The 19,286-nt window shown below is 50.6% G+C and carries 20 protein-coding genes; 10 read left to right on the plus strand and 10 right to left on the minus strand.

Features of this window, described 5'->3' with window-relative positions; translation table 11 throughout:
* The first annotated feature begins 302 nt into the window (after nt 1-302).
* Nucleotides 303-869 (plus strand): RNA polymerase sigma factor, encoded by a 567-nt coding sequence (locus tag EPA93_RS29410; RefSeq protein ID WP_129890942.1) that lies wholly within the window; start codon nt 303-305, stop codon nt 867-869.
* Nucleotides 844-2,196: a DUF4179 domain-containing protein gene (locus EPA93_RS29415; RefSeq protein ID WP_129890943.1), complete on the plus strand. Its 1,353-nt coding sequence runs from the start codon at nt 844-846 to the stop codon at nt 2,194-2,196. The genes EPA93_RS29410 and EPA93_RS29415 overlap by 26 nt, the downstream gene beginning before the upstream one ends.
* 103 nt (nt 2,197-2,299) lie before the next feature.
* Here EPA93_RS29415 and EPA93_RS29420 read toward each other — a convergent pair whose 3' ends face one another.
* The 5 genes from EPA93_RS29420 to EPA93_RS29440 all read right to left on the minus strand — a co-directional run bounded on the left by EPA93_RS29420 (nt 2,300) and on the right by EPA93_RS29440 (nt 4,180).
* Complete coding sequence (locus tag EPA93_RS29420; protein WP_129890944.1) at nt 2,300-2,719, minus strand: hypothetical protein; 420 nt, start codon at nt 2,717-2,719, stop codon at nt 2,300-2,302.
* A gap of 90 nt (nt 2,720-2,809) precedes the next feature.
* Nucleotides 2,810-3,109 (minus strand): hypothetical protein, encoded by a 300-nt coding sequence (locus tag EPA93_RS29425; protein ID WP_129890945.1) that lies wholly within the window; start codon nt 3,107-3,109, stop codon nt 2,810-2,812.
* A 64-nt stretch (nt 3,110-3,173) separates the two neighbouring features.
* Nucleotides 3,174-3,395, minus strand: a complete 222-nt coding sequence (locus EPA93_RS29430; RefSeq protein ID WP_129890946.1) for a hypothetical protein — start codon at nt 3,393-3,395, stop codon at nt 3,174-3,176.
* Nucleotides 3,392-3,832, minus strand: a complete 441-nt coding sequence (locus EPA93_RS29435) for a response regulator (RefSeq protein WP_165423472.1) — start codon at nt 3,830-3,832, stop codon at nt 3,392-3,394. Before EPA93_RS29435 ends, EPA93_RS29430 begins: the two co-directional genes overlap by 4 nt.
* Before the next feature lie 78 nt (nt 3,833-3,910).
* Nucleotides 3,911-4,180, minus strand: coding sequence for a hypothetical protein (locus EPA93_RS29440; protein WP_129890948.1), 270 nt, complete (start codon nt 4,178-4,180; stop codon nt 3,911-3,913).
* A gap of 196 nt (nt 4,181-4,376) precedes the next feature.
* Here EPA93_RS29440 and EPA93_RS29445 point away from each other — a divergent pair, with 196 nt between their 5' ends.
* From EPA93_RS29445 to EPA93_RS29480, 8 genes are all read left to right on the plus strand, one after another.
* On the plus strand, nt 4,377-4,616 hold the full coding sequence (locus EPA93_RS29445) for a helix-turn-helix domain-containing protein (protein WP_129890949.1): 240 nt from the start codon (nt 4,377-4,379) through the stop codon (nt 4,614-4,616).
* A 222-nt stretch (nt 4,617-4,838) separates the two neighbouring features.
* The gene (locus tag EPA93_RS29450) at nt 4,839-5,090 is read left to right on the plus strand and encodes a helix-turn-helix domain-containing protein (RefSeq protein ID WP_277988989.1); all 252 of its coding nucleotides are present in this window, start codon (nt 4,839-4,841) and stop codon (nt 5,088-5,090) included.
* Nucleotides 5,091-5,305: 215 nt separating this feature from the next.
* Complete coding sequence (locus tag EPA93_RS29455) at nt 5,306-5,506, plus strand: helix-turn-helix domain-containing protein (RefSeq protein WP_129890950.1); 201 nt, start codon at nt 5,306-5,308, stop codon at nt 5,504-5,506.
* Nucleotides 5,507-6,256: 750 nt separating this feature from the next.
* Nucleotides 6,257-8,284: a copper resistance CopC/CopD family protein gene (locus tag EPA93_RS29460; protein WP_129890951.1), complete on the plus strand. Its 2,028-nt coding sequence runs from the start codon at nt 6,257-6,259 to the stop codon at nt 8,282-8,284.
* A gap of 258 nt (nt 8,285-8,542) precedes the next feature.
* Nucleotides 8,543-9,211, plus strand: coding sequence for a TetR/AcrR family transcriptional regulator (locus tag EPA93_RS29465; RefSeq protein ID WP_165423473.1), 669 nt, complete (start codon nt 8,543-8,545; stop codon nt 9,209-9,211).
* A 33-nt stretch (nt 9,212-9,244) separates the two neighbouring features.
* Nucleotides 9,245-10,864 carry a DHA2 family efflux MFS transporter permease subunit gene (locus EPA93_RS29470; protein WP_129890953.1) on the plus strand — a complete coding sequence of 540 codons (1,620 nt, stop codon included), beginning with the start codon at nt 9,245-9,247 and terminating at the stop codon, nt 10,862-10,864.
* Nucleotides 10,865-10,984: 120 nt separating this feature from the next.
* Nucleotides 10,985-11,638 carry an HlyD family secretion protein gene (locus EPA93_RS29475; protein ID WP_129890954.1) on the plus strand — a complete coding sequence of 218 codons (654 nt, stop codon included), beginning with the start codon at nt 10,985-10,987 and terminating at the stop codon, nt 11,636-11,638.
* Nucleotides 11,639-11,656: 18 nt separating this feature from the next.
* Nucleotides 11,657-12,157 carry a dihydrolipoyllysine-residue succinyltransferase component of 2-oxoglutarate dehydrogenase complex gene (locus EPA93_RS29480; protein WP_129890955.1) on the plus strand — a complete coding sequence of 167 codons (501 nt, stop codon included), beginning with the start codon at nt 11,657-11,659 and terminating at the stop codon, nt 12,155-12,157.
* A gap of 196 nt (nt 12,158-12,353) precedes the next feature.
* Here EPA93_RS29480 and EPA93_RS29485 read toward each other — a convergent pair whose 3' ends face one another.
* The 5 genes from EPA93_RS29485 to EPA93_RS29505 all read right to left on the minus strand — a co-directional run bounded on the left by EPA93_RS29485 (nt 12,354) and on the right by EPA93_RS29505 (nt 19,249).
* Nucleotides 12,354-13,094, minus strand: coding sequence for an SAM-dependent methyltransferase (locus tag EPA93_RS29485; RefSeq protein WP_129890956.1), 741 nt, complete (start codon nt 13,092-13,094; stop codon nt 12,354-12,356).
* Between the two features lie 344 nt (nt 13,095-13,438).
* Entirely contained in the window at nt 13,439-14,539 is a 1,101-nt protein-coding gene (locus tag EPA93_RS29490; protein WP_129890957.1) for a HEAT repeat domain-containing protein, read from the minus strand.
* A 257-nt stretch (nt 14,540-14,796) separates the two neighbouring features.
* Nucleotides 14,797-15,696, minus strand: a complete 900-nt coding sequence (locus tag EPA93_RS49980) for an HNH endonuclease (RefSeq protein WP_129890958.1) — start codon at nt 15,694-15,696, stop codon at nt 14,797-14,799.
* A 307-nt stretch (nt 15,697-16,003) separates the two neighbouring features.
* Nucleotides 16,004-18,565, minus strand: a complete 2,562-nt coding sequence (fxsT, locus tag EPA93_RS29500) for an FxSxx-COOH system tetratricopeptide repeat protein (protein ID WP_165423474.1) — start codon at nt 18,563-18,565, stop codon at nt 16,004-16,006.
* Between the two features lie 141 nt (nt 18,566-18,706).
* A complete protein-coding gene (locus EPA93_RS29505; RefSeq protein WP_129894690.1) occupies nt 18,707-19,249 on the minus strand; it encodes a helix-turn-helix domain-containing protein in 543 nt (180 codons plus the stop codon).
* Between the last annotated feature and the right edge of the window lie 37 nt (nt 19,250-19,286).

Raw genomic sequence — 19,286 nt, forward strand, 5'->3', positions numbered from 1 at the left:
CACCCGCGCAAATCAGCTTCTATCCTCCCTCATCTGCAATAAACAGATCAGAGGAAGGTTATAGCCAGGTGCGCTTATATACATTATGAGTTTTCTCCCTACTCGCCTGCAAGTCCGCATAGCAAACTAGCGGCTCGCGCGGAACAGAAATTACGGGCTCACAAATTTCTACAAAAAAACAAGACTCTGGAAATTGGATGTCTCCGTTTGGCGATCTTTGCGTTATTCTTGCATCTATAAATCCTTGTAGGCATACAGAAGGAGAAAAAGTGTATATCTCATCAAGGAAGCAAGTTTTACTTATGCCATCTACAAATCCTGCTGAAGAGATAGAACTGATCAAAAGCGTCAGGGCTGATCCGGCAGCCTTTGATCAGCTTTATCAATGCTATGCTCCGCGTGTCTATCGCTATCTACGTACGCGTATGGCTAGCGATGAAGACGCCTCGGATCTCACCCAACAGGTCTTTCTCAAAGCCTTTGAGGCACTTCCACGCTATCAAGCGCGCGGCATTTCCTTTATCGCCTGGTTGCTACGGATAGCCCATAACGCGCTCACCGATGTCTATCGCCGTCAGCACTACGCGATTTCCTGGGATGCTTTACCGATTCTGTTTCATCCCTCCACTGAAGGAAATCCCGAAGATGTCGCCCTGCAGGCCGAGAGCTTAGGGTATCTGCGCCAAATATTGGATAAGCTGGATGCCGATAAGCGTAATCTGCTAGCTCTACGCTTCGCCGCTGGCTTAAGCTCAAGCGAGATCGCCCAGGTGACGGGCAGGAGCCAGGCAGCCGTCAAGAAGCAATTGGCCCGCATTCTCGCCGTGATCAAGGAGCACTATCATGAGCTTTCAAGCCGGGAAAATTAGCTCTCAAGCCAGGCCTGACTTGCTTATAGGGCCCGTATCCTTGCTGATATTACAGGATCTGCAAATCATCTATGGCCACGAAATAGTGGAGCTGCTGATCCCTTCACGGAAACATGCGACAGTTGAGCGCATAGGAGCCTTCCCAGAACTCGGAAATTTTCTCGCTCTTAGCAAAGAGCTAACCCATGTGCTGCAAAGCTTAAAGGAGCACTATATGTCTATGTACGAGCAAAAATATTCGGATCTTTTCAACCACGAAGATAAGGGCGATACGCACGAAGAAATGCTACACATACTCAGCGATCTAGAGGCTGCCTACCAGGCTCCACAGTTGCCAACGGCCATCACTCAGCCATTTCACGCAACACAACGTCTACAGCAGCGCCAGCCAGGCAAGCGCGCTGAGATACGCAAGTTGACACGTCCTGTACGCCGCAGATCGGTTCTTGTGCTGCTCGCCGCTGCAGCTTTGGGCATCCTCGTATTGACAGCCGCAGCCGTTATGCCCTTAATCGAGCAGTCGATCCAGAGCGCCTTGCAGTGGCAATCGGATCTTCCCGATAGTGCCTATAAAAACCTGCAACTTACTCAGCAGTCCGATGGCGTCTCCGTGACACTTGAAAAGGGCTATGCCGACGCAAATCGGATCTTGCTTATCTATACATATAGCATACCCAAGCGCTATGGGAATGTTCGCGCGGAGGTGCAAGGCACGATAACTACGGCCCAGGGCCAAACTTTGCCAGAAGGCATGGCCAGTGTCGTTGAAACAATGGCGCGCAGCTCGGATGGGCAGATCAAATGGGCAGGAGTACTCTCTTTTGACACGCGCAGCATCCAGGATACGCCCTCAGCGCTTCACCTACACCTGGTACTGAAGAAGTTTTTCATTGATGTGCCGGAAAATGTGAAGATTCAGTCCGAGCATATTCGGGTGTCGCACTTCGCCAATTTCTCCAAAGCCTTGAGCTACAATTTCACGCTTCCCTTCCATCCCGGCCGCAACGTGCAGATTGCGCAACCACAGGTCACCGTGCAGGGTAAGACAGTCACGCTGCGTAGTGTTGTGGTTACACGCAGCCAGACGACTTTTGAATTCCAGGGGATTGCTGATGCTCAGGTTGTCCTTCATACGCCAGCCAGTACTATTACAGATCGGTACGCTGAGACTTCGGGCCATCGGCCAGACAATGAGCATAATGATGTGTGCGCTGCTTGCTCAATGCTCTTCATTTCACAGAATGATCTGTCTACGCAGACCGGTCTCTGGACGATCACTCTCAACAAAGATAATCGAGAATGGACCTTCAAAGTAAAGGTGCATTAGTTAGCCGGTACTTTGCAGAATAAAAGGAGATCTTTATGCCAGGGTTACGCCTTTTTCTTTATTCAGGGCTAGTAGAAAGGACTTCCAACAGCACGACTTCGGCTTACTGCCTAGCTTTGTAGCTTATGTAAGCCTCGACGATGCTCTGAGCCAGGACTGTGGACGGACCAAAGCCGCGCTCTGGTCGCCATAGCTCGCGCCGCCCATCGCGATAGCAGATATCCAGGGCGGCGCTAATCGTGTTGGTGTGCGTGCGCCGATTGAGCTCGGTATCGTCGTCGGAGCACATTTTGAGCGCCAAGCTGCTTAGCTCGGCATAGGCTACGACTTTGGTAACGGGCTTGCGAACTCCCGGACCACTGGCATACTGCACGAAGCCTTCGGGCAAGACGATAAGCCAGAGGTCCCGGGTCAGAAAGCGGCCCAGGAGCTTTCCAGCGCGCGCCTTGCCCTGCCAGATCCGCCAGTGCTGTGGCGCCCGACCCTGGCGCGCCTGGCCTACAACGGCTTCTGGATCAAGCATATTTCCTTTACCTCGCCTGCAAATATTTCTCGGCCACAGTATAGTGCAGGACAAGCTATATGGGAAGATCGCCGATCCTCTCCCGGTAGCTCAAGTCTGGCCGTCTAAGGCCGGCGCGTTGAGATAGAGATCGCTAAACTCGGTCTCGCGGCGCGGACAGATCTGCGTGAGCTGATAGCCATCGGGCAAGGTGAGCCGATAGCGCTGGCAGCGGGTGCGCGGGATAATTTCCTGGCGCGTTGTGCCAGCTGGTAGCGTGATGATGCAGCGCTCAGGTAGTTCGAGAATAGAGCATCCATGTTCAATTAAGACGCTCGCTGCCTGTTGGCGCAGGTGCGGCAGTGTGACAATCTCAAATGGCTCGGGGATAGTATGCGTCTCCACATCCATCAAAAGAACCTCCCAACTCATCCTAAAAAATAAGCTTATATGTAGTATATTACTGATTAAATCGCTAAATGGATTCTCGACTGAGAAGGATGTACATGCTTTGATCTTCGTCGTAGATAAAAGCTACGTTCTGCCGGCGCAAATAGTCAAGGCAGATCTCGTAGAGCCGAAAGGAGCGGCCTATGATTTCGGCATCCTCCATACAGTCTGAAAGCTGCATGCTTGCATTGAGGGCACGGAGCACGCTGACGATACGCTCGGTCTGCTCCTTGGCAGTTGTGTTCATGATGTTCTTCTTTCCTCACATTTTTTGGGACTAACTTCCATACAATAGCGCCAGGCCATGTAGAGGATTTCTTGCGTAGTGCTGGGCTTACTAATCCACGCTTGCACACCTGCTAAGCGCCCTTTCAAGCGCTCAAGGATACCGTTACAGCGTGAATGCATGACGAGTTTCGTGTTGTCAAAAGTTGGCTGCTTCCTGAGCCAGCGTGCAACCTGATAGCCGTCCATGCGCGGCATGATCAGGTCCAGGAAAATGAGGCGCGGCACAGGGCCACCGTCATGTAGCCAGCGCAGCATACTGAAGCCGTCTGCGAAGCTACGCACGTTATATCCAGCGCGGCGTAAGGTAAATTCGAGGATCAAGCATACCATTTGAGAATCGTCGGCGATCAAGATCAGTGGCGCTTCTTGCTGTTGGATGTAAGATTGCTCAAGCATTTCTTTCCTCACTGCTAGCATAATGCCAGCGCACTTTCGACAACACTACGTTAGTTTGAGCATACAAGCAGACGAATATTATAGTTTTTTGGTTTCCATCTCTGGAACAGCCTGGATGATGACGAGTAGGTAGAGGTGCTCTTGCTCGTCGTAGTAGAATGGGACGCCGCTGCGCTGCAGCCAGCGATGGCACTGCTTGAACAGGTTATCGGCTACGCGCTTTTCATCAGGCAGGTTGGCACACATGATTTGCAGTAAGCGCGCCTGATTAAGCTGGTCAAGAATCCGCAAAATCTGTGGGCGCTCAGGTATGACGTGGCTGCGGTGGGTGCTTTCTTTGTTCGCCATAAGTTCCTTCTCCTTACTGTCTTTACCCATATATCGTACTTCATATATTTTAAGAAGTACAGAGGGACTATACAGATTACAGCTGCAATTGTGCCTTCGCTCTTCCACAGGTTCAATCCTATGACTCTACCCCCACTGTCATAGAGTGCAAGCCACTTGCTATAATACAAGTTAATTTCATAGGTTGAGGCCCAAGATGATCAGGTTGAAAGTCAAAGAAGTTGCTACTGCAAAGGGATTTGGGCAAGGTAAACTAATGCGGCGAGCAGATATCGATGTTAAAACATTGCAGCGTATCTATCGTAACCCCTATGCCGAGATCAGCACATTTACCCTTGACAAATTAGCCCTGGCCTTAAACGTTGATGTGCGTGAGCTTATTGAGAGTGTTCCTGACGACCCGCAAGAGCAGGCTGTCCTTCAGCCTGAAGAATAAATAACTTGCCATAAAAGCAATCTCCTTACTACTCATATTTGCCATCGGCTTCAATTCTACAAATCTTCTTAAGAACTATAAAAATCATATCATTACATTACGAGCATTTAAAGTATCAAAGTATTGATACTATCAGAGCACTGATACTAGCAAAGTATTGATACTATCAGAGCATTGATACTTATGTGGGAATCGGGTTATTGCTACAATGGGCACATCAAGATGTTGAAAGTGGCCATTGTGATCAGGTTGAGGATTAAAGAAGTTGCCGTAGAGAAAAAGATAAGCATGCGGAAACTGGCGAAAAATGCAGATATATCCTATAATACCCTTCGCACGATTTATCGCGACCCTTATCGCCAGGTAACAACCACCACTCTTGATAAATTAGCCCTGGCCTTAAACGTTGATGTGCGTGAGCTTATTGAGAGTGTTCCTGACGACCCGCAGGTCCCTCCCCAGATAGATACATAAATATCTACACAAATCCGGTTTTCTCGCCCGACATTGGCAAAGTGGGAAGGAAACGTTTGGGGCTCTGCCCCAAGCCCCGGTTAAGGGCCAGCCCTTAACAATCCTTTTTTTGGAGAGCTGGAAAGCTCTACCTTCAGGTGAAGCATAATTGACGAATATTTATTAATTTGCTATTTTATCCTTAATTAGGATAAAAGCTAGCAGGTGCCATATTTATGTCAACAAAGATCCCTATTAGCGCAAAAGAAGCTGCAAAGATGTTAGGTGTTACGCCCCGAACCGTGATACGCCTTGTAGAACGTAATGAGCTTCCTGGCTTCAAGGTTGGAGATGTGTGGCGCTTTTACCGCGAAGATATTCAGCATTACATTGATGCCCAGATGCGAGGGCGCAACCCTGATCAATTTGAGGATTAAAGAAGCTGCCGCCTCTAGCTCTCACATAAGGCTTTCCAACTTATTAAAACGGGATTGTTAAGGGCCTCCGCCCTTAACCGGGGCTTGGGGCAGCGCCCCATTACCTTCTTCATTAGCCCAAACTAGCAATCGGTGCCGGAAGGTGCCGGGCTTTTGGGCGCTGGTGCCGCATGCTGGCACCCATATAAACTGGCACTACAGGCCGCTTTATGCCATACGAGTGCCGGGGTGCCGCGTTTTGACAGGTTTTTTTTATTTACACGTTTTTGCTTTCAATTTTTGCCGGTCTACTAAATTCTTGTATTTACCCGGCACTCCCGGCACTACTAGTCAGAAGAAATAGAGATAAAGTGGCGCTAGAAGCGGTTTCACACTATAGGCAAACACAAAAATATGCCAAATTTTGCCCGGCACTCGTTGGGAACAGAAAATAGGGCTCCGCAAGCTCTAGAGGCAGCTTGAGCCATAGGTGCCGCATAAAAAGGCTGCCCGGCACCTCCCGGCACCACCGTGTGCATATTGGACTGCTCACTACCCGAACATTTTATCAGGCGGGTATGCTGTGCCAGCAATCCCCACATGCGAACCGAGCGCAGGCTAGTCGCGGACCCGCGCACAAATTTGCCTCCTGTTGCTAGCATCTGCCAACTGATGTACAATCCTTGTGTCAGGAACCAGACTACTCGTAATATCCACCCGATATAGCATTCAGCAAAAGGCGCAAAATCACACATTAAGATTAGAAACATTATGCAACAGCGACGCTTACTGATATTCGTATCAGCACTTATCTTGAGTATCCTCATGTTTTTCTGCACATCGGCGCTCTACCCCCCGCCGGTGGCATCCGCACACGCCTTTGTCATTGGCTCCAATCCTGTCGATGGCGCCACCATCAACGCAGCTCCTAACGTGGTGCGTATCTACTTTAACGCACCAGTGAGCACGCTGAGCACAGTTCATGTCTACGCAATTGAGAACGGCCAGCTTGTTGACGTGAGCGCGGCACCCGCCTCTATCTCTCCTACCGATGCGCGCGAGCTGGACACGCCGCTCAAGTCGCCTGGTAGCCTGCCCCAGGGCAGTTACGAAATAAAATGGATGGCGGTAGCCAGCAATGACGGTCACACAACCTATGGCGTCATCGGCTTTGATGTAGGTTACTCAAGCATGGGCCTGCCCGGCACAACAACGCTCGGACCCACTACCAGCAACAATCTGGATGGTGCAGGGGGTATTCGCACGCTCAACTTCCTTGGCGTGCTCTCGATTATCTGGGACTGGCTGATCCTGGGAGCGCTAACGCTCTGGGTTGGCATGCTCGTCATAGAAAAGATCATCGTGGCCCGCACAGAACGGGTTTCGGATCTGCTTAGATTCACGCTGCGCCCGGGCCATTCTCTTCACTGGCTCTGTCTGTCAGCGCTGCTCTGTGGCGAGGTTGTCGCGCTAGTCTTGCGCAATAGTCGACTATCGCAGGCGCTCGATAGCGGCTTTAACCTCAGCAACCTGCTACGCCTGGTCAGCGACACTACCTATGGGCACATCTGGCTGGCGCGCATCGTCCTGCTTCTCATCGGCCTGGGCTTTCTCTACTGGCTCAAGCAAACTGCCGATAGCAAAGACGAAGATGAGGCCGGCAACGTACCGGCGCCGCGCCCACTTCAGCGTTCAAGCTCCGGACGCCAATCGGGCACCCAGGAGTTTCATCCCACAACCGGCAGCCTCACCAGAGAGCGGGTCGAGATGGAAGAGAAAGCAGCAAGCCGCCCGTTGCCACCCTATACTTTCCTGTGGCTTATTCTGACCGGCCTGCTCCTGCTGACCTACGCCCTGACCGGCAACGCCTCACAGGTATTCCGGCCGCATATCAGCGCCATCATCTTCGACTGGCTCTATCTGACTGCTCAAGGCATTTGGTTTGGCGGCCTGGCCTACCTGGGCTACATGCTGCTGCCGCGCCTGCCCGGCGATCTGGATCGGCAATCGGCGCCCCTCATCGAGCTGCTGCAGCGCATCCTACCGGTCTTCCTGGCCGCGATGTGCATTCTGCTGATCAGCGGCTTCTTCCTGGCCGAAGCCAGTATTACTAGCATCGACCGGCTGCTCAACGATCCCTATGGGCGCACTTTATTGGTACAGAGCGCCGTCACCGTGCTTATCCTCCTGCTCAGCCTATACACGCTTTTTGTGTTGCGGCCCAGGATCACGCGACAGGTCCTCTTGCTTCCAGTTGTTGAACCCGAGCTCCCTGCCCGGCGCATGCGCCAATCGGCCTTGGAGCAAAGCTGGCGCACCTTGAAAGGCCTGGTCAATACGCAAGCTATCATGGGAGCAGGCGTACTACTTTGTGCCGCATTTATGACATTCTATGCGCCGCCTATCGTCTTTCCCAACATTAACTATGCGGCCTCGTCTTCGTCGCCATCAGCCAGCAGCACGGGAAGTACCCAGAGCAAACAGGTTGGCGATCTACATCTCACCCTGAATGTCTTACCTGGCAAGCTCAATCGCGAAAACAGCGTCGTCCTGCTGATCACCGATAGCAATGGCAACCCTATCACCGACGCCAAGGTTAGCCTGAGCACCAACATGGTCATTATGAACATGGGTACGGCACATAAGACCATCGAGAGTGGGAATCCGCTCTACGTAGCCACCTTTGACAAACGCCAGGCCTTTAGCATGGCCGGCCAGTGGTCAATTGACCTCACAATTCAGCGTCCCGGCCACGATTCCGTACAGACCAGGTTCCTGGTCATGCTGCAATCAGCGTAAAGCAAGGGCGGTGCCAGTCATCGCCCTTTCCACCTCCGATAACCTTTAATCTCTCACAACGATACAATCATCATAGTATTGCCTGAAAACGAAATCAAACAATCTCTTTTCCCTATGCTCTGCCCTTTGCTCCGTAATGTCTCAGCAAGGCGGCAAAAAGAGCGTTTCTGGACTTGACAAGGTTTTTTTCCCTGATTATACTGCAAGCAGCCCTGAATTTAACTAACTAGTTAGATTGAGAAAAGGAGAGCGTGCAACGTGTCTGAACGGCGCAAGGGGCGTACTCATGACGCAGAAGGCGCGAAAGAAGCCATTATCAATGCGGCTGAGCAGGCCTTTGCCGATAAGGGCTTTAGTGGAGCGCGCATCGACGCTATTGCCGAGGCTTCGGGCTATAATAAGAGCCTGATCTTCCACTATTTCGAGGACAAACTGGGCCTCTACAGCGCCGTCATCAAGCACATCAAAGAGCATGGTGAAGATTCATATGGGCACCTCTTCGCAAGCTATGCCTCAGAAGAAGTTATTCTGCGTGACGTCCAAACGTTCAGGACCTTTCTTGCCGAATGTGTAAGAATCTCCTTCGACTTTTTTGTTGCGCACCCCAATGTTTTGCGCATCTTTACCTGGGAAATGGCCGAGGGCTGGCACACATTCAACCTTATGATAACCCGCTTCAACCGCAACCCGTCCGGGCACGCCGGGCGGCTCTTCCGCCACGCCCAGGAGCGGGGTTACGTACGCCCTACGCATAACCCGGCCATGCTGGTAGTCATGGCCCTTGGCATCTGTCAATTTTATCTCACCTCTATTCCGCGCTATCAGGCAATCTTCAAAGACGAGGACTTCACATCGCCTGAAGCGCTGGCGGAGGCCCGCGAACAAATCACCGAATTTGTTGTTCGTGGCATTATGGCTGATTCCTGAAAAGTACAGATTTAGAGAGAGGAGCTTCACCAGATGCAAGCCAATGCTCAGGTGAACAGACAGGGACTGCCGTATAAATGGCTGGTAGCGATTGTTATCATTATCGGTACATTTATGAGTATTCTCGATTCAACAATCGTGAACATCGCTATTCCGCGCCTACAAACTGCCTTTGGTGCGGATATTCACAGTGTTCAATGGACGATCACCGCCTATTTGCTTACGCTTGGCGCAATGACGCCCGCAGCCCCCTATCTGGCCAATACATTTGGCATTAAACGCGCGTATATCACGGCCCTGGGAGCCTTTACGCTTGGCTCGGCTCTCTGTGGCCTATCCTGGAGCCTGCCCGTACTCATCTTTTTCCGCGTCGTCCAGGGATTGGGCGGTTCGGCCCTCTTCCCACTATCGATGACCATGCTCTTTCGCGAATTTCCTCCGGAGGAGCGCGGCGTAGCCATGGCCACGCTAGGCGTCCCGGCCCTGCTGGCTCCGGCGCTTGGTCCGATCCTCGGCGGCTATCTGGTCACGTACGCAGCCTGGCAAGCCATCTTTTTCATCAATGTGCCCATTGGCATTGTCGCCATCCTACTGTCCACATTTATTCTACGCGAGGCCCATCTTGGCGCTCGATCTCGCTTCGATTGGCTCGGCTTTATCACCTCAGCCTATGGCCTGGCCGCCGTGCTCTATGGCCTCTCCGAGACCAGCACCGATGGTTGGGGCTCGACCACGGTTCTTGCCGCCATAGGTAGCGGAGCGCTGGTCCTGGCAATCTTCGTCTTGATCGAAATAAACATTGCGCAACGCGGCGGTCGACCCCTCCTTGATGTGCGCTTTTATACCAATCGTTCGTTTGCCGCCTCCAACCTTGGCTTCGTATTTGTCATGTTTAGCATGTATGGCGGACTATTCTTATTGCCGATCTACCTTGAAAGTCTGCGCAACCAGAGCGCTTTTCAGGCCGGCTTATTCCTGCTGCCTCAGGCGCTGGCCGCGATGGTCAGCATCAGCATCGGCGGGCGCCTGGTTGATCGCATCGGGGTCTTGCCTGTAGTTATCCCTGGCATTATCCTGCTGGCCATCACTAATACCTTGCTGGCCTCGCTCTCCCTACAAACCCCTTACGGCTGGTTTGATACCTTGCTCATTCTACGCGGCTTCTCCAATGGACTGATAGGACAGCCACTCATGGTCGCGGCCATGATCGATATGCGCCAGCCACAAGCTATCGCCGACTGCTCAACGCTGCTGACTGTCGTTCGCTCAATCGCTGGCTCGCTAGGAGTCGCGGGTCTTGCCACGCTCATACAGACCCAAACCCAGATACATTATGTCCACCTGGCCGAACAGGTTACGCCGGGGAGCGCAACGGCCCAGATGTTGACGCGCTTACAGGCACTGCTGATGACTCACGGCCTTGACGCGCAAGCAGCGTACCATGCCGCCATCTTGCTCGTCAGTCGGATGGTGCAGAGCCAGGGCTACATGCTAGCGATGCGTGACGCCTTCTATCTGACGGCAGCTCTGTGCGTACTGGCCCTCATTACGGTTCTCTTAGTGCGCAGCCGACCGCGCCCGGTCCCGGCGGAGGAGCAGCAAGCCCCCAGCGGTACAGAAAGAGGCGTGGCCGAACCAGCCCTCGCAGGCTAATCTCGGGGCAATCTCTTGCCCCTTTTATTCGTATATGCAAAATTAATTATTCTCGCACCAGGATTGATGAGCCTGGAACAGCAGCTAGTTGATAACGAGAACAAAGGAGAGAATAAGCACATGCGCCGTACAATTCTGGTACCGCTACTCATCACAATCGCCTTGCTGGCCATCGCAGGCGGGGCAGGCTACTGGATTTATGACAATCATATGTACTATCGTACCGATGATGCTCAGGTTACTGGCCAGATCGTCAACCTGAGCTCCATAGGTAACGGTCAGCTCTCTCATCTAGACGTCAAGCAGGGTGATACGGTTAGCGCAGGGCAGACCATCGCGACCATCGCACCTACGGCCGGCGCTCCCAATACCAATACCATCGCCGTGACAAGCCCGATCAGCGGCACTATTCTGCAAACCTCCGCCGTACAGGGTCAGACCGTCACCTCCGGCCTGCCAATTGCCCAGGTTACTGATCTGCACTCGGTCAATGTCACAGCTTACATAGATGAGGGCTCGCTTGATAACGTCAAGACAGGCCAGGACGTAGATATCCACATTGATGCCTACAGCGATACGAACTTTACAGGTAAGGTTGTACGCATCGTCCAGGCCGCTGCCGGGCAATTCTCTCTCTTGCCCACTCAAGATAACGCCAGCGGCAACTTTACGAAAGTGGGACAGCGCATTCCGGTGATTATCTCGCTAGATGGCAGCAGCGGTAAGGATGTGCTGCCGGGCATGAGTGCTGAAGTTACGATTCATATTCATTAGCCAGAAAAGGATTGGAAGATGAATTTTCTCATCATAGGCATCTTGCTGGCCGTTGGTCTCGTTGCGCTGGTAGGAGCTTTCTTCGTTGCCATGGCGGAAAAGAACGCTATTCCAGAAGCCGCTACCGTCACCGGCAGCCTGGCCCCGGGAACGATTACAGCCCAACTGGAGCAGACCCGACCGCTTACGCAACCCGCCCCGGTGACGCAAACGCTTACGCCCTCAGTGCCAGCCCAGCCAGCGCAGCCCTTGTCAACGTTACATCACCCATCACAGCCGGCGGCCTCAAATAGCGTAGCACCAATGTCTCAACCAACGGAGACGGCTGGACGTATTCCCCGAGGTCAGCTTTACGAATTGACCTCGCAGCTCCGCGCCCTTCAGCAGCAGGCGCAAGAGCTTGGGCAACGCCTGCATGCCTTGAGCGAGATGGCCGATTATATCGAGCAGGCGCAAGGCAGTCGCGACAACTTCTATGGCGATACCTATGGACACGAAGCCATAGATCCTTCACATTAAGATCGCCAGTCAGCGCAACATAGGGCAGGCCACACTTTTCTCAAGTGTGGCCTGCTTTCTCTATTTCGCCCAGAAAGTAGGCACCAAGCCTCGTGTCGTCCGAGAAGCACTGCTACACTCTTCTAAGCGCTCCCGCGTGAGCAAGCCAGCAGCGCTGCGCGTCCTGCACACCTCAATATCAGTTTAAGCCGCGTCCCTATTTTTGGAAGAGATAGAGCCCAAAGCCGAGTGTAGCACGGCCCCAGCGCAGATAGATATCGCGCCAGGAACGAATACGCTTGAGCAGAGCTGGTACATCGGGATCAGTGGGCATCTGTTGGCAATAGCGCTCAACATTCCACAGATGGAGCCATTCGTAGCGATCCCACTCATCATCGCAACACACTGCCGAGTAGAGCGGAACTAAGCCGGATACAACTCCGGCATCGACATTATCAGCGTGCGTCATCAATTCATTTGCAGTTGTCTCAAGCGCTTGCAAATACGCAGCATCTGGCTCTTGCTTCCAATATCCATCGCCGACGAGAAGATATCCCCCAGGACGAACGAACTGGCTTAGCTTGTTCAGAGTTCTGCGGAAACCGCCAAAGATGTGACAGGCTCCCAGGCACGAGGCAAACTGAAAAGATTCCGGAGCTCCACTAAACGTAGTGGCATCCTCCTCCAGAAGCGTGAAGCGGCTCGGAGGAACACGAAGCGCGGCCTGCTCATGGGCTTCCTGGAGAAAAGGGGAAGACATATCTATGCCTACGGCCTCAACATCGTAACGTTCAATCAGGCGAATTAAGAGTTCAGCCTTACCAGTCCCTACATCCAGCACACGATCTCCGCGTGCCAGGTCTAGCAATTCAATAATGCTCTCAACTTTTGTCGCTGAAAATGGATTACAGTAACGGAGGCCTTGATGAGAAACTGTAGAGTATTTGAAACGATCCAAAGGAACATCCTTTCTTAACACTATGCCTATCCTGCTCATTAAGGATGGCAGATATCGAGAAGTGAGGATATCCAATTGAAGCTTTCATACCATTACCCTACCTTTCTGCTCAGCCTGATCTCACCTATACTTGTATCCTACGTGTTATTTTCTTTCCGTAGTACACAACCTGCTACAGCCGAGCCCTATTTGAGAGCTCGGGAACATGGAAATGCAGGCGCTTTATATCAGGCTTCTCTAGTTTAGCATGAGCTGACAATATTTCAAATTTCTTTTCCGCCAAACTCCCTGTAATTTAGCAAGATGCTGCAAACGGCTCTCGCGTTAGGGCTAGCGCTCTGCCTTCAGAGATTTAACGCGCCCGATTGCAGAACTTCATAATGCACAGGAAGCATTAACTCATCTGTCGGCTCAAGCGTATAGCCTAGATTTTCCAGGGCGTTAACAACTTCGCTGCGCATCTCGCCATCGCGCAAACAGGCCCGCAACGCCTCAATCGCGCGAGGATCACGCAGCCTTCCCAGGGCCCAGGCAGCCTGACGGCGCACCTCGGCCTTGCCATCCTGCAAATAGAGCATAAGCGGCTCTACTGCCCGCTCATCGCGTATGCGCGCTAAGGCCCAGATAAGCCATTCGCGCACCTGCCATTCTCTCTCTCGTCGCAGGCGCGCCAGCAATGGCTCTACCATGCGTCCATCGCCCCACATACCCAGGATCTCAGCCACGCCGGCCCGTACATCACGTTCAGTGTCGTGAAGGAAAGGCAGCAAAACAGAGGCCAGATGCTGACTTCCACAGCGTCCCAACGCGTAGATAGCATTTCTGCGCACCTCTTTAGCGGGATCTTGCAAACAGGCGAGCAACGGTCTGGCAGCCCGTTCGGAGCCGATAAAGCCCAGGGCATACGCGGCCATGCTGCGCACCTGGGGCATCGAATCCTTTAAGCAAGCAACCAGTGCCTCCACCGAGAGCGTCACCTCCTGCTTGCTCAACGCTTCTGCCGCCGCAGCGCGCACTTGAGGTACGCCATCCTGCAAGCACACGATCAGCTTCTCAATAGCGCGTGGATCTGCCCAGTCTTCAAGTACATGCGCCACCCTGCAACGCACCATCCAGGCTTCATCATTCAGACAAGCAAAAAGCGATGCTGTGGCCATTTTTCGATCAGGCAGCGAAGGAAGCAGATCTACTACAAAGCAGCGTATCCAGATTTCTTTTGCGCGCAAATAGGGCAACAAGGCCTCGACGGCTTGCCCTCCGCCATACCTGGCAATCGCCGAAAAAGTGCGATAGCGTATGCTCTCGCTTCTCTTACGCAGCGTATTGAGAATAAGGGCTGCCGATTGAGCTGGATATTGCTGACATAGGCAGCAAACCGCAAAATTATATTGCGTTTCATCGCTAGATTGTAGTAGTGCACAAAGTTCATCGAAAGAAAGGTCCATACATGCCTCCTCTTTCTGAGCTTTAGCCGCGTATAACACTGGCTAATAGTAACCAGTGTATCGTATAGATGTACTGAAAACAAGTACTGTACCTGCTCCTATCGTTCTATAAACTTATATTACTGTATGACTATATAGTTAGTCTATATATACGGGCAGGCGTTTTCTTCGCCCGCGATATAGAGCAGGAAGGCCGGACTTGCCTGCAAGCCGCTTAAACGACGGCTTATGACGCCAAAAGCTGAATATCATGTTAGCTAGAGTCTATCCCCTTTCTGGAGATTGCACATCCGACAGAGCAATTGAATGTTCTCAACAGTATTAGGACCTCCCTTGCTGCGTGGAATCTTGTGATCATATTCGATATAGGGACCTTTGTAGCCACATTGTATGCAGCGCCCCTTATCCCGCCGGAAAACTGCGGCCTTGACATGTTCAGGGACCGCGCCATGAGTTGCTATCTCTTTGTTATAGACAAGTTGTCGTTTCCAGAAATGTACCAATGTATCCATAAACGTTTTAGTATAAAGCGTATCGGGTACATGATAGGAACCGCCGCCTGACCCCTTACTGACTGTTACATGGATAACCTCTAAGCTGACTGCAGAGTAGCGAACCGGCCTGCCACCCCGCCTCGTTAAGGTAGCCTCAGGATCGATATAAAGGACCTTCTCATCAATTTTGCTAACATTGTTCCAGTCAATAGTCGTGCTATCTTTTCCGGTACTTGAGAGGAAATAGCACTTCTTGTTAGTTCCGACGAGGCGGCCTGGCACCTCTTTCAAGCGTTTGTTGGGCTTATAATAAGTAGCGGGCATGCTGAAGTAGGCTATTTCGTCAGTATCGAGATGAATATCGACGCGCATAGGCGTTATATCGCCCCAACGAATCCTTGAGATTTCTCGCAGATAGAGCATCTTTTGCACGATAGGCTTGCCAAGCTCAAGCGGCACACGTGCTTGCTGAAACTGGCGATATAGCTCGCGCTCCATGGCTTCGCTGATACCATGCTTCGCAAAGGCGCTATCCAGTTTCGCAGACCAATAGCGGGCAAGCTGGCCACAGCGCTGCTCGCATGCTCCACATCGTTGTATTCCTGCGGCTCTAAATAGCTCGAATATTGAGAGCCTCTTGCCGCATACAGTGCATGATGGCATACAAATTCCCTTTAGTTAAACAAGGCCAATCATACATATCTAATGTACAGTATATATTCCTACCTTTCAAAAATATATTATCCTTATTACTAATTTTGTACATGCTCTACTCATTTTCCTGCATATACCTTCTCTTTTTGCGACGCTTCTTCCCATGAGGAAATAATTATGCCATCTCTCAGCTTTCTGGAAACAGGAGAACTGAGAGATGGCATACACGAAATATACAAGCTCGCCTTGCACTTACCAACTATTATTCATGCAGAAACAGCAATTGCTTCCAATCTCTACTGTTGTCATATTACGTTCAAAGCTCTCGCAACCTGATAGTAAGAGCACGCGATTCTAATACTCTCGCCTCATCCTCACGCCCAGTCTGGCGCAATAGTTCAGCATAGTTCTCTAACACAACTACTACATCCGTATCTAGCTGCTCTACAATATCAAGAGCACGGCGATAAAGTGGCTCGGCTTCTGCATACTTCCCCTGATTGCGATAGCACGAAGCTAGATTCACAAGACAAAAAACTACTTCCGGATGATCCTCTCCTAGAGCCTTCTCACGAATGAAAAGAGATCGCTTAAACAGATTTTCCGCCTGTTCATAGATATTTTGTTCCACATACAGCCAGGCCAGGTTATTCAAGCCAGTTGTGACAGCTGGATGGTCAAAACCAAATACTTGTTCATTAAGAGCAATAGAACGCCAATAGAATTCCTCTGCCTGCTTATATTTTCCTTGGTCAGCTGCCATACCAGCTAAATTATTCAGCACACGCGCAACATCTGCACGTCCAGGCTCAGCTAGCTGCTCTCCAAAGGCAAGAGCTTGCCTTAAGAACTTTTCTGCCAACTTACGTTTTCCTTGATCCATATAAAGCTTGCCCAAATTATTAAGGCTACGAACAACCAAAGTATGCTTAGAACCAAATACTTGCTTATTAATATCTAGCGCGCGTTGCAATAGCCTTTCTGCTTGCTTATATTTACCCTGATATCTATAGAGTACAGCGAGATGATTCAAGCTATAAGCAACTTCGGGATGTATGGGGCCATAGAGATCTTCAAATATTGCCAGAGCGCGCCGCAACAACTTTTCTGCCTGCTCATATTTATCCTGATTAGCATAGAAATCACCAAGAGTATTGAGCATACTAGCAACATCAGCATGCCTATCTCCATGTAAGCGCTCAAGAATCGTAAGGGACTTCTGTAAGAACGCATTGGCGGTATCATATTGAGCCTGGGTTGACAAGTAGTATCCTGATTTGTTGTACAAAAAAGCTAATTCATGTAATATTAAATCACCACAATATTTAAGACAACTTTGCACATGTAAGGTATAATTTTTACAAACAGGCCAATTATTAATATCCCTGGGGTCAGGAAATACTTTATTCAGCGCTTTTATCACCTGCTCTATAAGCAGCTTTTCCTCATCAGCACTCAGTACTGATCTCAGTACAATTTGTAGCATGGGGTGCACCGAAAAGGTTTCTCGTTCCCCATCACGTTGTACAAGCGAATAGCTACGTAGGGATCTTAGTACCTCATTTAGAGCAAGCGAATTGTTGGTAAGCTCCGGTAAGCCTAATTCAATCCCGCCTACAGTAAAGATTTGTTCAGGTATTGAATCACTATATAGAAATGCACTTATGTATAAGAGTTGTGCAGCAGTTGAACTGATCTGTTTCACTTTCCCGAAAGCAAGCAGAAACGTTTTCGTCACAGCTTCTAGATGATCGGTTGCCAGCATACCCCGCTTAGCAATAAGCACATCTGGATTTTTCTGATAGAAATCAAGATAGTTCTGTAGGCTACAACCCGTTTCCTCGATATAAGCTGCAGCCTGATCAATAGCCAGGGGCAAACCACTTACAGCCTTCACAATCTTACTAGCCGCTTCTTCTAAAGCGCCAAAATCCTCAGCAGGAACCTGATAAGGATCAAGCAGGTGAGCACGTTGTAACAACAGCCTTGCTCCTACATTCTGTTCTAATAATGTAACAGGGCAGCTCTGTGCAAACGTACCCAAAACACTAGACTGTGTAGTAATCAAAACATGGCCTCGATAGTTTTCAGGCAGAAACGATGACAGAAGCTTAATCTCGTCTAAATTATCTAGAATAAGTAGCCAGCCTTTACTTTCAGCTAGCCAGCGTCGGACAGCCTGAATAACCGCTGGCCGTTCTTGGCAATGCCTGGCAGCTAGCCCTAAAATATCTGCTAGATAGACATAAGAGAGACTCAGAGCTTGCCACGAACTAGCATCTGTCCAGAGTACAGCCCCATATTCTGACTTATAGCGATAGGCATATTCAATAGCTATTTGTGTCTTGCCTATGCCACCTATGCCACATAAAGCTATTGCCCTGCTCCTCATATTGTGAGCATGGTAAGTTTCATGCAGGCGGGCTATAAGCTCGTCGCGTCCAATGAAATAGGGGTTAGGACTATAGCGCACATTCCAGGCTACTTGCTTAGCAGAAGTTATAACAGGCAAAGAAAAGGGTATAGGAGATGCAGTATCTTCAGGGGAGGTGTTTGCTTCAATAATCTGGCGTAGAGCAATTGCTATCTTATAGAATGCACCATCCTGAGTTCGCCATATTTTATCCGTTACTGCATTAACATTATCCGGAAGCATCTTTAAATGAGCAAATGGAGCACCTCTGATATCTACTGGACGCAAGCGAATGGGAACTATACGCATCTCCTGAGTTGATTGACGCTCTATGATGAGCTGCCATTCAGGGCTATTGCAATAACCTGTAGCCATAAAATCTGGACTAAGCAACAAGAGTACCAGCGAGACATAGTTGAGATATACATCATATGTTCCGCTGTAAACTGTATCCTCACCCAACATGCGCCCATACAACCTTAAGGAGCCATTCTGCAAGCACAAACCTTTAAGATGCTTTTCCAGCCGTCTCCATAGGCGCTCATCCTGCCGAGCATAGACACAAAAAACTTCCATGTTTCTGTCGTAACCATTTTTATAAGCACATCAGGTATAGAGCAAGCCCTCGTGCTCGCTGATCTGAGCACTCTCCCAGTCCAGCACATCAGCAAATTCCTGCTGAAAGGCTTCTAGATCACGCTTTCGCCTGGCCTCGTCAGGCATTTCATTGCTCTTCCAGTGCAAGATGATCGTCACTATGTCAGGCGATGCGGAGTTGCTGAGGATATAGCGCGCCAGCGAACCTTCAAAGCGTAGTTGCTGCTCCTCGTAGATTTTCTCTAGCTTTTGCTCTAAGTTTTCGCGCTGGCCCGCTCGCACCCGCACCTGGATCAACATACTCAGCAGCTTTACGCGATCATCATAAATGCGCCATCTTGCCGGCTGCTTACGTGTGCGGCCAGGCGGATTACGCCGAAATTCCTCCACAGCCTGCGCAGGAATTAGATATCTTCCACCAACTTTCTTAGAAGGCAAACGTCCGCTGTGGATATGCTGAGTTATACGATCCTGAGAAAGTTCGAGCATTTTTGCCGCCACTTTCACCGGCACATAGCCGGGAATACTCAGATACTCTTCATCTTCTGCCATAGCCACAATCTAGTTCCTATAGCATTTAAATGTAAAT

It is taken from the genome of Ktedonosporobacter rubrisoli (assembly GCF_004208415.1).
GTDB classification, from domain to species: Bacteria; Chloroflexota; Ktedonobacteria; order Ktedonobacterales; family Ktedonobacteraceae; genus Ktedonosporobacter; species Ktedonosporobacter rubrisoli.

Excerpts from the sequence above, each read along its gene's own strand:
- EPA93_RS29470 (WP_129890953.1), top strand. The coding sequence starts at position 9,245 with ATGCAAGCCAATGCTCAGGTGAACAGACAGGGACTGCCGTATAAATGG.
- EPA93_RS29450 (WP_277988989.1), top strand. The coding sequence starts at position 4,839 with ATGTTGAAAGTGGCCATTGTGATCAGGTTGAGGATTAAAGAAGTTGCC.
- EPA93_RS29490 (WP_129890957.1), bottom strand. The coding sequence starts at position 14,539 with ATGGACCTTTCTTTCGATGAACTTTGTGCACTACTACAATCTAGCGAT.
- EPA93_RS29425 (WP_129890945.1), bottom strand. The coding sequence starts at position 3,109 with ATGGATGTGGAGACGCATACTATCCCCGAGCCATTTGAGATTGTCACA.
- EPA93_RS29480 (WP_129890955.1), top strand. The coding sequence starts at position 11,657 with ATGAATTTTCTCATCATAGGCATCTTGCTGGCCGTTGGTCTCGTTGCG.
- EPA93_RS29505 (WP_129894690.1), bottom strand. The coding sequence starts at position 19,249 with ATGGCAGAAGATGAAGAGTATCTGAGTATTCCCGGCTATGTGCCGGTG.
- EPA93_RS29430 (WP_129890946.1), bottom strand. The coding sequence starts at position 3,395 with ATGAACACAACTGCCAAGGAGCAGACCGAGCGTATCGTCAGCGTGCTC.
- EPA93_RS29435 (WP_165423472.1), bottom strand. The coding sequence starts at position 3,832 with ATGCTTGAGCAATCTTACATCCAACAGCAAGAAGCGCCACTGATCTTG.
- EPA93_RS29475 (WP_129890954.1), top strand. The coding sequence starts at position 10,985 with ATGCGCCGTACAATTCTGGTACCGCTACTCATCACAATCGCCTTGCTG.
- EPA93_RS29440 (WP_129890948.1), bottom strand. The coding sequence starts at position 4,180 with ATGGCGAACAAAGAAAGCACCCACCGCAGCCACGTCATACCTGAGCGC.
- EPA93_RS29445 (WP_129890949.1), top strand. The coding sequence starts at position 4,377 with ATGATCAGGTTGAAAGTCAAAGAAGTTGCTACTGCAAAGGGATTTGGG.
- EPA93_RS29420 (WP_129890944.1), bottom strand. The coding sequence starts at position 2,719 with ATGCTTGATCCAGAAGCCGTTGTAGGCCAGGCGCGCCAGGGTCGGGCG.
- EPA93_RS29455 (WP_129890950.1), top strand. The coding sequence starts at position 5,306 with ATGTCAACAAAGATCCCTATTAGCGCAAAAGAAGCTGCAAAGATGTTA.
- fxsT (WP_165423474.1), bottom strand. The coding sequence starts at position 18,565 with ATGTTGGGTGAGGATACAGTTTACAGCGGAACATATGATGTATATCTC.
- EPA93_RS29415 (WP_129890943.1), top strand. The coding sequence starts at position 844 with ATGAGCTTTCAAGCCGGGAAAATTAGCTCTCAAGCCAGGCCTGACTTG.
- EPA93_RS49980 (WP_129890958.1), bottom strand. The coding sequence starts at position 15,696 with ATGCCATCATGCACTGTATGCGGCAAGAGGCTCTCAATATTCGAGCTA.
- EPA93_RS29460 (WP_129890951.1), top strand. The coding sequence starts at position 6,257 with ATGCAACAGCGACGCTTACTGATATTCGTATCAGCACTTATCTTGAGT.
- EPA93_RS29410 (WP_129890942.1), top strand. The coding sequence starts at position 303 with ATGCCATCTACAAATCCTGCTGAAGAGATAGAACTGATCAAAAGCGTC.